This is a genomic window from Undibacterium paludis (assembly GCF_022568815.1).
Taxonomy (GTDB): Bacteria; Pseudomonadota; Gammaproteobacteria; order Burkholderiales; family Burkholderiaceae_D; genus Undibacterium.
Genome location: NZ_JAKZHX010000006.1, coordinates 287,239 through 300,430, shown reverse-complemented (window position 1 = coordinate 300,430; position 13,192 = coordinate 287,239). Strand labels below are relative to the sequence as shown.

General features: G+C 52.2%; 8 protein-coding genes. 4 read left to right on the top strand and 4 right to left on the bottom strand.

The window, feature by feature from the left end; genetic code table 11:
* The first annotated feature begins 167 nt into the window (after window positions 1–167).
* Window positions 168–2,384, top strand: a complete 2,217-nt coding sequence (locus LZ463_RS12625) for a patatin-like phospholipase family protein (RefSeq protein ID WP_241456077.1) — start codon at window positions 168–170, stop codon at window positions 2,382–2,384.
* 65 nt (window positions 2,385–2,449) lie between these two features.
* Here LZ463_RS12625 and LZ463_RS12620 read toward each other — a convergent pair whose 3' ends face one another.
* Both LZ463_RS12620 and LZ463_RS12615 read right to left on the bottom strand, forming a co-directional pair.
* Window positions 2,450–3,616, bottom strand: a complete 1,167-nt coding sequence (locus tag LZ463_RS12620; protein ID WP_241456075.1) for an ABC transporter substrate-binding protein — start codon at window positions 3,614–3,616, stop codon at window positions 2,450–2,452.
* Between the two features lie 71 nt (window positions 3,617–3,687).
* The gene (locus LZ463_RS12615) at window positions 3,688–4,671 is read right to left on the bottom strand and encodes a fumarylacetoacetate hydrolase family protein (protein ID WP_241456073.1); all 984 of its coding nucleotides are present in this window, start codon (window positions 4,669–4,671) and stop codon (window positions 3,688–3,690) included.
* 188 nt (window positions 4,672–4,859) lie between these two features.
* Between LZ463_RS12615 and LZ463_RS29095 the strand changes: the two genes are divergently transcribed.
* Window positions 4,860–6,593 (top strand): methyl-accepting chemotaxis protein, encoded by a 1,734-nt coding sequence (locus LZ463_RS29095; protein ID WP_277624038.1) that lies wholly within the window; start codon window positions 4,860–4,862, stop codon window positions 6,591–6,593.
* A gap of 112 nt (window positions 6,594–6,705) precedes the next feature.
* On the opposite strand, the gene LZ463_RS12600 is transcribed toward LZ463_RS29095, so the two are convergent.
* Window positions 6,706–7,806, bottom strand: a complete 1,101-nt coding sequence (locus tag LZ463_RS12600) for a hypothetical protein (RefSeq protein WP_241456072.1) — start codon at window positions 7,804–7,806, stop codon at window positions 6,706–6,708.
* A gap of 405 nt (window positions 7,807–8,211) precedes the next feature.
* Here LZ463_RS12600 and LZ463_RS12595 point away from each other — a divergent pair, with 405 nt between their 5' ends.
* A complete protein-coding gene (locus LZ463_RS12595; protein ID WP_241456071.1) occupies window positions 8,212–10,053 on the top strand; it encodes a DUF885 domain-containing protein in 1,842 nt (613 codons plus the stop codon).
* Between the two features lie 282 nt (window positions 10,054–10,335).
* A complete protein-coding gene (locus LZ463_RS12590; protein WP_241456070.1) occupies window positions 10,336–11,220 on the top strand; it encodes an HDOD domain-containing protein in 885 nt (294 codons plus the stop codon).
* A gap of 70 nt (window positions 11,221–11,290) precedes the next feature.
* Here LZ463_RS12590 and LZ463_RS12585 read toward each other — a convergent pair whose 3' ends face one another.
* A complete protein-coding gene (locus tag LZ463_RS12585; protein ID WP_241456069.1) occupies window positions 11,291–13,180 on the bottom strand; it encodes a propionate--CoA ligase in 1,890 nt (629 codons plus the stop codon).
* Window positions 13,181–13,192 lie beyond the last annotated feature (12 nt).

Below are 13,192 nucleotides of genomic sequence, written 5' to 3'. Positions count from 1 at the left end.
CATTTTACAAACAAGGCTTATACAATGCCTTATGCGAATAAGTACTGGTTAGCATCATTTCATATACATGCGCTAGTATATAGACCCTGAGCAAAGAATTCCATGTTTCCGCCACTTTCAACATGCACAAATCAAAACTATTGTTTTTTTCTACTCTCATCAGCTTCTTGCTTCAATCTGCAAGCATCCGTGCAGAAAGTCTTGTCACACCACCTCCACAAGTAAAAACCCCAAAAATCTGCCTGGCGCTGTCTGGTGGTGGCGCCCGTGGCTTTGCCCATGTCGGGGTATTGAAGGTCTTGGAAGAAATGCATATCCCCATTGATTGCATCGCCGGCACCAGCATGGGTGCCGTCGTCGGTGGCTTGTATGCAGCCGGATTTTCTGCTAGTGAGATAGAAACCAGGCTCGATGCCCTCAAATTGAATGACATCGCGCTGGACAGGGTGGAAAGGCGTTACCAGCCACAGAGCGTGCGGGAAGAAGATGAGCAATACCCGCTCGGCGCCACGCTGGGCCTGAGTGCCAACGGTGTGCGCCTGCCGGCTGGCGTGGTACAGGCAACCCAGTTCCTTGAGCTGCTGCAAAACTGGACTGCACATTTACAACCGGACATAGACTTTGATCGCCTGCCCATCCCATTTCGTACAGTTGCCACGGACCTTGAAACCGGCAAGATGGTGATTTTCACCAAGGGCCCTCTGCATAAAGCCATACGTGCAAGCATGGCCGCACCAGGGGTGTTTGCACCGATAGAAGTCGATGGCCGCCTGCTGTCCGACGGAGGTCTGGTCCGGAATTTGCCCGTCGACATTGCCCATCAGATGGGGGCAGATATCGTAATTGCCGTCAATATTGGCACTCCGCTGATGCCCCGTGACCAATTACAGACCCTGTTCAATGTCAGTCAGCAAATGGTGAATATCCTGACTGAACAAAATGTGGAGGCGCAAAAAGCCTTGCTCGGCCCCAGGGATATCTTGATAGAGCCGCAACTGGGCAATATCAGTTTCATGGATTTCGCCCGCTCACGGGAAGCCGTTGTCATCGGTGAAAAAGAAACCCATTTCATGCTGCAGAGGTTGAAAGAATTCAGCCTGCCGCCGGATGTCTACGCAGTCAGGCACCAGTTACGCCTGAACCCGCAACTGCCGGATATCAACATCGCCTTCGTTGACATCGTCACCAATGGCGCCGTGCCGGAAAGCGATATACGCCGCCAGCTCAACATCAAGACCGGCAGCAGATATAAGGCCGAAGACATCAACAGCAAGCTGGCCATACTCAATAATGCCCGGGACTTTGACAGCATCAGCCATGAACTGGTGGAACGTGACGGCGAATATGGTATACGGGTCAATGCCTATGGCCGCAACTGGGGGCCACATTTCCTGCGTTTTGGCCTGGCGCTGTCAAGCGGCTTTGAAGGCACCGGTGGTTTTAAACTGCAGGTTGGCCACAGACGCCCCTGGTTGACCGATGGAGGTCTGGAATGGCGCAATGACCTGGAATTTGGCAACAGCCTGAAATTACATACAGAACTGCGCCAACCCCTGTTTGAGCGCGAAGGCATGTATCTGGCGCCATTTGCCGAGATAGGGCAAAACACCAGGAACCTGTACAGCGGCAACACCCGGATCGCCGAATACAATTTTCGTGGCGACAAACTTGGACTCGATCTTGGTTTTCGTCTTGGCGAACAAAGCATACTCGGCGAAGCCAAGCTGGGTCTGAACTTCAATCATTACCGGGTACGTCCCAAGCTGGGCAGTATCTTGTACCGGGACGAAAATGGCAATATCGTATCCGAGTCCTTACCCAGCGCCGACCTGGAACAGCTTGGCCTGAAGGCAGCAATCGTCGTCGACCAGCTCAGTGATGCCAGCTTTCCGCGCAATGGTTACAAATTCGACGCCACGGCCTTTGCCGGTACCAGTGGCGCCAGCAAGCGTTTCCAGGAGCTGGCAGTCAATACGACCTGGGCCAGCAGCATAGACAATCACAGCATCAACCTTAAACTCAGCGCCGCCGGTTTGTTCCAGAGCGACACAGACATACGTGGCATCGGTTATACCCTTGGCGGTTTCCAGCAATTGTCTGCCTACCAGCCAGATCAGTTTTCCGGCAATTTCATGCTATATGGCAGTCTGACTTATCTGCTGCGCGCAGTAAAGTTTGACCTGGCGGGACAAAGCCTGTTCCTGGGTACGTCCCTTGAAGCGGGCAATGTCTGGAACAAAGGCGGCGATATTTCGATGCAGTCACTGCGCAAGAGCGCCAGCCTGTTTGCCGGTTTCAATAGCTTCATTGGACCAATTTATCTTGGCGTTGCCCTTGGTCAGGGCGGGGCGAAAAATGTATTCTTCCAGATGGGCAGGCAATAAAAAACCAGCCTGAGAGTCAAGCCTCTCGGGCTGGCATCATCTACCATGGATTTAATGCAGACTATTCAGCCACCATAAGCATAAGTGAATTTGCCGCCCTGTATCTTGCCCATAACGCGCGAGCGCTGGTCCAGACCCACATGATCTGTTGCACTCATATTGATGACACCTTGCGGCACCACCAGGCCATGTGTATTTTCCAGTGCACTGCGCAAAGCCTGCCGGAAGGCTTTGGTGCCTGGTTGTGCCGTATTGATCGCCACCGGTACGGCATTGGCGATCAATAGCCATGCGCCCCAGGCATCAGCCGCGAACTGGGTTACCGTGTCGGGGCCATAAGCTTTTTCATATTTAGAGACAAATTCCACGCTGACTTTTTTGACTGCATGTTTGTCAGGCAGTTGGCGTGCCACGACTGCGGGACCAGTAGGGAACAAGGTACCTTCTATGTCCTTGCCTCCCAGCTTCAAAAATTCCAGGCTGGCGATGCCATGGGTCTGGTAAATCTGTGACTTGTAACCACGCTCTATCAGTGTTTTTTGCGGCAATACTGCCGGCGTACCTGAACCTGCAATCAGGACGGCGTCCGGCTTCGCAGCCATCATCTTCAAGACCTGTCCGGTCACGCTGGTGTCTGTACGGGCGAACCTTTCATTGGCGACGATCTTGATATGGCGCAGCTCAGCCAGTTTCGAAAATTCACGCCACCAGCCCTCACCATAAGCGTCAGCAAAACCGATGAAGGCGACCGTTTTCACACCATGGTCTGCCATGTGCTGTGTCAGTATGGTCGTCATATGCGTATCGTTCTGCGGCATCTTGAATGCCCAGGCACGTTTGGCATCCATGGGTTCGACGATGCCTGCTGAAGCCGCCAGGGCGATCATCGGTGTTTCGCTTTCTGCCACAATGTCGAGCAGCGCCAGCGCATTCGGTGTGGTGTTGGGGCCGATGATGATATCGACCTTTTCTTCGGCAATCAGCTTGCGTACATTTTTGACAGCATTACCTGGATCTGTTCCATCATCAAGGATGATGTACTCTATCCTCTTCCCGGCCAACTCCTTGGGCCACAGTAAAACAGTATTTTTTGAAGAGCTGCCTATGGCAGCTGCCGGCCCCGTCGTTGAAAGATTGATCCCCACCCTGATCTGCGCGCTGGCAGCGACACACGCCAGCCCCAACACTGCCACAACTGCCGTACGCAAGGAAAAAGTAAAAATCAGGGACATACCGGACTCCAGTCAATGATGTGTATCGTCTGCAAATTGGGGCATCTGGGCAAACAGCCAGAACAGGCAACTTAAATCTTGTCCACCACGCTCTGGTCAATCGCACCGAAGATGGATTTGCCATTTTTATCCAGCATTTCTATCTTGATGCTGTCACCAAATTTCATATACGGTGTGACTGGTTCACCAACGGCAATCATTTCCAGCGCGCGTTTTTCTGCGATGCAGCTATAGCCTTTGCCGGCATCCTTGTTTGACACTGTGCCAGAACCAATGATGGTGCCGGCCCTGGCATTTCTGGTCTTACATAGATGTGTGATCAGTTGAGGGAAAGAAAACACCATATCGATGCCGGCATTTGGCTGGCCAACCAGCATGCCATTAAGGCTGGAACGCAGCGGCAGGTTGACTTTGCCATCCTTCCAGGCATCACCAAGTTCATCCGGCGTAACAGCCACCGGTGAAAAGCTGGACGCCGGTTTCGACTGGAAGAACCCAAAGCCCTTGGCCAGTTCAGCCGGGATCAGATTGCGCAGGGATACGTCATTGACCAGCATCAGCAGGCAGATATGGTCGGCCGCATGTTGCACTTTCACACCCATGGGCACGTCACCGGTCACGACAGCAATTTCGCTTTCAAAGTCGATACCCCACTCTTCCGATGCCATGACGATGTCATCACAGGGACCGATAAAATCATCGCTGCCGCCCTGGTACATCAGGGGATCATGCCAGAAGCTGTCCGGCATCTCGGCATTCCTGGCTTTGCGCACCAGTTCCACATGATTGACATAGGCAGAACCATCCGCCCACTGGAATGCCCTGGGCAAAGGCGCCATGCAGTTTTTTGCTTCAAAATCAAAGCTGTAAGTGGCACGTCCGGCATTTAGCTTGTTGTATAACTCTTCAAGCTGTGGCTGTATGAAATTCCAGTCGTCGAGGGCATGTTGCAAAGTAGGTGCGACGCCATCCGCGATACAGGCAGTTTTCAAGTCTCGTGAAACGACCAGCAATTGCCCGTCCCGGGAACCATCCTTCAGTGTTGCAAGCTTCATAAGTCCTCTGTTTTATCAACTGATTTGTGATTTTACATGAAGGAAATCTTAATTTTGTCAGGAAACCGACAGCAACTGCGACTAAACATCAATTTACTTACCTTAGTATCTGGTTTTTAGGTATGCTGAAAACTACAACGGCAGCTCCTAAAAAGTCCTAAAAACTGATTTATACAGGAATCTCAACCATGAACTTCAGTAATCTTAAAATCAGGGTACGCCTCAGCTTTGGTTTCGGGCTGACTTTGCTGACCATGTTATTAATGGTCGTCATCAGCGTTATCAGGCTCAATGAAATTGCCGACAGAAACAGGCAGATACTGGAAAACGATGCCGTTGGTGTCACCAGCGCCCTGGAAATTTCAGCACTGATACAGGAAAATGGCAGCCGCACCCTGGAACTGTTCATTACCCCTGACCAGAATGCCCGTACGAAACAGTACGGCGCAATAGATGCCAACAAGAAGAAAATCACCTCCCTGCTGGACACCTTGAAAAAACTGGCGCAGTCAGCCAAAGAAAAAGAAGCAGTGGAAAAACTGGTGGCGTCAAATGCTGCTTTTGTAGCCTCATTCAGCAAGACCGGCGACCTGATCGAACTCGATCAAAAAGATGAAGCCATCGCCATGATGGGCAAATCGACCTTCCCTGCCCTGAAACAATCCCTGACTGACATAGAAAAACTCAGTGAAGTGCTCAAGGCCGACATGAATGGCAATGGTGATGAAATCAAGAATATCATCATGTTTTCGCGCAATCTGATGATCGTACTTGGCATTATTGCTCTGCTCATCAGTGCCGCATTTGCTACCTGGATAGCGCGTTCCATCACCAGCCCGCTGGAGGCTGCCGTTAATGTCGCCACCAAGGTTGCCAATGGCGACCTGACCGGCCGCATAGAAGTCAAATCGCGTGATGAAACTGGTCAGTTGATGAGCGCCCTTGCTGACATGAACAACAGTCTGGTCATGACTATTTCACAGGTACATAACAGCGCAGCCATGATATCGACTGCCTCAAGTGAAATTGCCTCAGGCAATGCCGACCTGTCGGGCCGTACAGAATCACAAGCCAGCTCACTGGAAGAAACAGCCTCGTCCATGGAGGAGCTGACATCTACCGTCAAGCAGAATGCAGACAATGCCCGCCAGGCCAATCAACTGGCGATTTCTGCATCTGAAGTCGCGACCAAGGGTGGCCATATAGTCGGCCAGGTAGTCAATACCATGGGTTCCATCAAGGATAGCTCGGGCAAGATTGTCGACATCATCGGCGTGATTGACGGCATCGCCTTCCAGACCAATATCCTGGCACTGAATGCCGCGGTTGAAGCCGCACGCGCCGGTGAACAGGGACGCGGTTTTGCCGTGGTTGCTGCCGAGGTCAGGAACCTGGCGCAACGTAGCGCCAGCGCGGCCAAAGAAATCAAATCCCTGATTGATGATTCAGTTGAAAAAGTCAACCTCGGCAACAAGCTCGTGGATGAGGCAGGCATGACGATGGACGAGATCGTCACCTCCATCAAACATGTGGCTGACATCATGAGCGAGATTACCGCCGCCAGCCAGGAACAAAGCGCCGGCATAGAACAAGTCAATCTGGCCATTTCCAATATGGATGAAATGACCCAACAGAATTCGGCACTGGTTGAGCAGGCAGCCGCTGCCGCCGAAAGTATGCAGGAACAGGCGGGAGCGCTGACCCAGGCGGTCAGCATCTTCAAACTCGACAATATCATCAAGAGTCAGCCTGCGCCCAGTGTCAGCAAAGCCACTCCAAAATCGACAACATCGGCAGCCGAGAAGACACTGAGGATCAGCAGAGCCCCGGCAAAAACTGTAAATAGCGCAACACCAGCCAGGAAAAACTCCTCACTAGAAAAACCGGACACCGGGGCAAATACGGACTGGGAAGAGTTCTAGCCTGACCCAGCATCAGTGATGAAAGAAGTATGAAAAAAACGGCCCCTGAATTGAACTTCAAGGGCCGTTTTTTCGTGATAAACAAAGCTTACCGCAAAGAACAACATCCATGTCAGACTGACAGATCAACCTGCTGCAAGCTATGCGCCTTGCCATCTTCACTCAACCATACGCCGGAAGAACGGATTTGCCCGTCTGATTGATTCTGTGCATTATTGAGGGAAAACTGCGTACCAGCATTACCCAGATATAGCGCGCCGACATTTGCCTGCTTCAGCGTCTGCAACTGGTCATGCCCCGCGCTATCTTTGGTCCATACTTTCAGTTTCTGGTAAACCGCATCGTTTTCATCTATCCAGTGATTACCGTCGCTGTCGTAAGCGGCCAGCTCGGAAAAGCCATTGCCTGTACCAGGACCAAACAGCTCTGAGCCGTTATTGATCTTGCCATCATTATTCTTATCGAGTGCCAGGAAACCTGCCCCCTGCACAAAAGAGATATTTTCTTTTTTACCGTCACCATTGAGATCAAAAGCAAATTTCTGCGAAGTCAGTTGCGCGGAATTGCCAGAGAAGTTGATCACCAGTGGATCGACCTTTTTGCCATCACCAAGCCGGATATGGGTATCACTTTCTTCATGGTAGCTTCGGTTCAGCTCAAATGATAAATCGAAACTGATTTCCTTATTATCTGCAGTCACGATCTTGCCACTGGCCTTGAATGAAGTCTGCTCGGTTTCTGTGTAAGATTCATGGGTATCAACCTCCACACCCCAGCCGGCCTTCTGCGGCGCTGCATTTTTTGCTGCAGTTGCAGCCTCAGCCGTTTGGGTAGGCTGGGCTGGTGCGGCGCTCGTATCAACTTTCAAGTCTTCGCTGTTGAGCACATTGATCTTTTTACCTGTCAACAATTCTATGATGTATTTGATCAGGCGGACGCGCGGGTCGTTGTCTGCGTCACCTGCTTGCTCAACCGCATCGGCAGCTCCTGCAGCAGAATTGACGGGGGCGGCTTGCGCTGCCCGCGCGGCATCAGAAATTTGTACGGTACCGGTAACTGACCTGAGGTTGGCAGGCCCATTGGTCTTGGTATTATTACCTTCAAAGTCAGGGCGCTGGTCACCTACCCAGGCACGCAGCTTTTCCTGGGTTTCCCATGTGCTGCTGGCGGCATGGCTCGATGAAAGGGTGATGTCAGAAGAGGCAATTTTCATGATGCGGCCCAGCCTTGGCAATAGAAATCAAACAAGGAACCGCATGATCAGTTTTTTTGCCGGGGTAGAAGTTGCAGACCACAGGCATACAGACGTCAGTCATCCTTCGCCAGCCGCGACAGGACACAGGCACCATTGATATCAGTTCCATTGGCACGCGCCTGTCCCTCAATCCCAAGCCGCAAAGCATCAGAAACTGGAATATGCGCGATCTACTCAGATAACGGTCAAAGCAGGAAAAGCTTTAAGCATAAATTCAAAAAGCTCCGCTTATTTTCATCTTTTGCATTCAACCGACAAGCAGGGACTTGGCCAGCAAAAGCATCTTTGCAAGCGAACAATAATTTGGTACCTGATGGTATGCTTGCGGATTATTTTTCAATTTCCATTCTGCGGATCATTTTTATGCCCAAGCTCTGCTCACTTACCGGCACACTCATTTCTGCCGGCATCATTAGTTACAGCATCATCACTGGCAACGCCCTGGCAGCAGAGCAGGCGCACACCCAGGCTAACCAGGTGAAGACAATCGCGGCAGCAAAGCTGGAAAGCCAGCGCCTGCTCAAACTGGCTGATTATTACTATGAGAAGCAAACTGCTTTCGACCCCATGGGCGCAACCTACAATGGCGATAGCCGCTATGATGACTTGCTGCCCCAGACCTTACTGCCTTCGGTCAAGGCAAAACAGGTCGCCATGTGGAAGGATGTTGCCAGCAAGCTGGCGGCCATCAGGCGCGATCAATTGTCTGTCAATGATCTGGTCACCTATGACTGCCTGGATTTTGAAATTCGTGCGAATCTGGAATTAGCGAAGTTTGACCAGCATTTATTGCCCATCAATCAGATGGACAGCCTGCCCGTGACTTTGGCCCACTTCGCGTCCGGGCAAAATGCCCAGCCCTTGAAGACCGTGAAGCAATACGAAATTTTCCTGCGTCGATTGGAAAAATTGCCAACATGGCTGCATCAGGCAAAGGACAATATGCGCATCGGCATCAAGCGCGGTATCGTCTTGCCCAAGGCACTGGTCAATTCTGCATTGCCGCAATATGCGCAACTGGTCACAGAAAAGCTGGAAGATCATGCATACTTCGTACCGGTCAAAAACTTCCCTGCAGAGTTTTCTGACAAGGATAAACAACGCCTGGGCACTGCATACCGGCAGGTGTTAAGCAGTAAAGTCTTGCCCGCCCTGCGCGAGTTCCAGCAATTCCTTGCAAATGACTACCTGGCCGCCAGCCGCACCAGCAGCGGCCTGGGCGCCTTGCCGGATGGCGACAGCTGGTACCGCACCCTGGTCCGCGACCAGACGACGACCAACCTGGACCCGGAAACCATACACGGCATAGGCTTGAAAGAAGTTGCCAGAATACAAAGTGAGTTCGTCGCACTGGGACCCAGGCTCGGTTATCACGGTGACCCGGTTGGCTTGCCAGCCTGGATAGACACCCAGCCACAATACCGCCCTTACAAGACTGAGGCTGAAGTTCTTGATGGCTACCGCCAGATAGAAAAGTTGGTTGTTGCGAAGCTACCTGAACTCTTCAGCAAAACACCCAAGGCAGCGCTTGATATCCGTGCAGAACCAGAAATAAGCAGGCAGACTGCATCTGATCATTACACCCAGCCAGCCTATGATGGTTCACGCCCCGGCGTGTTCTGGGCCGTCATCAATAATCCGGCGGACTATAGCACTACCGGTATGAAGACCCTGTATCTGCACGAAGGCCAGCCGGGTCACCACTTTCATCTGGCCAGGTCGCTGGAACTGGATATCCCCAAATTCCGCAAATTCGGCGGTAATAATGCCTATACTGAAGGCTGGGCACTTTATGCGGAAACCCTGGGCCGGGAAATGGGTTTGTTTGAAAATGACCCGAATGCCTATCTGGGCCACCTGACGGACGAATTATTGCGTGCGACTCGACTGGTCGTCGACACAGGCCTGCATGCCAAGGGTTGGACACGTGAGCAGGCAATACAGTATCAACAGGCAACCCTGGGCTACAGTGAGGCAGCTTCGCGCCAGGCGACGGAACGCTATATGGCATGGCCTGGGCAAGCCCTGGGTTACAAGATAGGCTCGTTGAAAATCGTGGAACTCAGGCAAAGAGCGGCGACCGCCCTGGGCAAACGCTTTGATTTGCGCCAGTTTCATGAAGTGGTCCTGAGTGACGGCACCTTGCCGCTGGCCCTGCTGGAAGCCAAAGTGAATAAATGGATAGACAGCCAAAAGACAAATTGAGCAAGTTTTGATTTATTTTCCAACGCTTGATTGACCTGCAACCCTATCTGAAGCAGAATGAAATCATCTGAAATCATTCTGCAAATCTTGACCAGGAAAGAAGCTGCAGGCGTAATTTAATTACAAATAAGATAATAACTGCCTGCTGTTTGCTCGTTAGTTGCTTATTCGTTGCCTACTAATTAGTTGCGAATTAACTGTGAATTACTTGTTTATCGGATGGGTACATATACCCATGCAACCATAGTCAATGTTTGTTTAACTTGTGCAAAAGATATAGCGATGAATAAAATCGATGCGCTCAACAGCATAGCTGAACAAGCCAAACGTGGGGAGTTAGTCTTCCCCACGAATGTTGCGGCTTCTCTTAAGATACAGCAGACTCTCGATGATCCGAACTGTAGTATTGATACTGCAACCAAGCTGGTCCTGAATGAGCCCTTCCTCGCTGCACGCGTGGTTGCCATTGCCAATTCGGCAGCCTATAACCGTGGCAACGAAGTCACCAATGTCAAGGCTGCCATCAGCCGTCTGGGGTTCCGCACCTTGCGTGCCGTGGTTGCCTCGCTGGTTGTGCGCCAGTTGGCCGGTACCAGCAAAAACAAGCAGCTTCAGGCCATGACAAACAAACTGTGGGAGCACACCGCTCAGGTTGCTGCACTTGCACAAGTCATCGCCCGGCGCATCACCAAACTGGACCCGGACACAGCCATGTTTGCCGGTATTGTCCACGAGGTCGGCAATTTTTACCTGCTGTCACGCGTCGACGAATTTCCTTCATTGATAGAGCGCGATCAGCCAGCGCCCGATTCTGACCCTGATGAGCTGCCCTCTTTTTCTGACACCATCATCGACCGTGAATCAACCGAGTCACAAATCGGCTCAGCCGTGATCAAGAGCCTGAAATTGCCACCACCGGTGGTTGAAGCCGTGGAAGCATTGTGGTTCGGCCTGCGGGCCATGCCGCCAGAAACCCTGGGCGATACGCTGTTGCTGGCAAATGAACTGGCAACAACCCATTCCCCCATGGATATCCACTCTTATGCCGAAGAATCCGAGCAATATTCTTCGGAAATCGATTTTGTCGTCGGCGACGGAACGCTAAACAGCATACTGGAAGAGTCTGAAGAAGAAGTCAAAACCCTGGCCGCAGCCTTGCAAGGCTGACATTCCAACCTGAGGTCAACAAAGAAAGGGGCTTGGCAAGCCCTTTTCTTTATCTTTCAAGTACATACCCTCACCCAGCTAATGCGGCCTTGATTTGCTGCAAAGACGCTGGGTCCTCTATTGTTGTCAGATCCCCGGCGTCCCTGCCCTCGCAAATAGCCTGTATCGAACGACGCAGGAGTTTGCCTGAACGGGTTTTCGGCAGCGTGCTGACAAAATGAATGCGTGCCGGCCTGGCAACAGCACCTAATTGCTTATCGACGACAGCCATCACTTCGCCTTCCAGCGTCAGCTTTTGCTCGCCTGTGGCTATGAGGTCAGGATTTTTCACTATCGCAAAAGCGACCGCTACCTGTCCCTTGAGCTTGTCTTCGACACCGACCACAGCTACTTCAGATATCTGCGGGTGACTGGAGATACTTTCTTCTATTTCCCGCGTGCCCAGACGATGCCCCGCCACGTTGATCACGTCATCGGTACGGCCAAGAATGAAGTAATAGCCATCGGCATCCCTGATCCCCCAGTCAAAGGTGGAGTACAGTTGATCATGGGCGAAATTGGACCAGTAAGTGCTGACAAAGCGGGCATCATCACCGTACACTGTTTGCATGCAGCCCGGTGGCAGCGGGCCTTTGATGGCGACAACACCTTTTTCGTTGGTGCCACATTCTGCGCCTGTGCTTTCATTGATGACGCGCACATCATAACCATACATGGCAATACCCGGGCTCCCCAGGCGGCTGGCGGTGTTTTCCACGCCGCGCGCGACAGACAGAATCGGCCAGCCGGTTTCGGTCTGCCAGTAATTATCAACAATCGGCACGCCGAGTTCACTGGCAATCCAGCTTGATGTCGTTTCATCAAGTGGCTCACCGGCCAGGTACAAGGTTTTCAGTGACGACAGGTCATACTTGCGCATCAGCTCAGGTGGATGTTTTTTCAAGACCCGCACTGCAGTTGGCGCCGAGAACATGCGTGTGACCTTGTACTTTTCGACGATACTCCACCAGATACCGGCGTCTGGTCGTATGGGTGTCCCTTCGTACATGATGGTCGCCATGCCGGCAATCAGAGGTCCATAGACAATGTATGAATGACCGACCACCCAGCCTATGTCAGACGTGGCAAAGTAAGTCTCGCCAGGCTGGCCACAGAAGATATGTTTCATCGATGATGCCAGCGCCACAGCATAGCCACCGACATCGCGCTGCACACCTTTGGGCTTGCCCGTCGTGCCCGACGTGTATAGCACATAGGATATCGCATTTGATTCCAGCCACGTTACCGGGACCCGTGCATCAATATGCTGCGCCCTGGCCGTCGCATAATCGACGTCACGCCCCTCAACCAGGTTCATGCTGTCAAGACCGCGATCAACCAGCAGGACATGCCTGGGCTGATGGCCGGCCAATTGTATCGCTTCATCCAGCAGAGGTTTATACGGCACCGCCTTGCCACCGCGCATGCCGGCATCAGCAGACACCACCAGTACCGGCCTGGCGTCATCTATACGGGTTGCCAGACTCTTGGAAGCGAAGCCGCCAAATACCACGGAATGGACAGCACCAATGCGGGCGCAGGCCAGCATGGCAAAGGCCGCTTCGGCCACCATGGGCATATAGATGAGCACCCGGTCACCCTGCCTGACACCCAGGTCCAGCATGATGGCAGCCATGCGCTGCACCTCGACATGCAGCTCTGCAAAGCTATAGGTTTTTTCGGTATTGGTTTCGGTAGAAATGGCAATAAGGGCAGGCTGATCAGCCCTCGTCGGCAACCACCTGTCTATGGCATTGTGACAAAGATTGGTCTCGCCGCCGACAAACCATCTGGCAAAGGGTGGTCTGCTGTGATCCAGCACCTGCTCATAAGGTTTATGCCAGTCAATCAGGCTGGATTCCCTGGCCCAGAACCTTTGCGGATTCTGTATCGATTCCTGATAAAACGCTGCGTATTTCATGCTGTCTCCTGA

Bases quoted from the DNA above. Each gene is read 5' to 3' on its own strand.
- LZ463_RS12585 (WP_241456069.1), bottom strand. From the start codon at position 13,180: ATGAAATACGCAGCGTTTTATCAGGAATCGATACAGAATCCGCAAAGG.
- LZ463_RS12595 (WP_241456071.1), top strand. From the start codon at position 8,212: ATGCCCAAGCTCTGCTCACTTACCGGCACACTCATTTCTGCCGGCATC.
- LZ463_RS12590 (WP_241456070.1), top strand. From the start codon at position 10,336: ATGAATAAAATCGATGCGCTCAACAGCATAGCTGAACAAGCCAAACGT.
- LZ463_RS12620 (WP_241456075.1), bottom strand. From the start codon at position 3,616: ATGTCCCTGATTTTTACTTTTTCCTTGCGTACGGCAGTTGTGGCAGTG.
- LZ463_RS29095 (WP_277624038.1), top strand. From the start codon at position 4,860: ATGAACTTCAGTAATCTTAAAATCAGGGTACGCCTCAGCTTTGGTTTC.
- LZ463_RS12615 (WP_241456073.1), bottom strand. From the start codon at position 4,671: ATGAAGCTTGCAACACTGAAGGATGGTTCCCGGGACGGGCAATTGCTG.
- LZ463_RS12600 (WP_241456072.1), bottom strand. From the start codon at position 7,806: ATGAAAATTGCCTCTTCTGACATCACCCTTTCATCGAGCCATGCCGCC.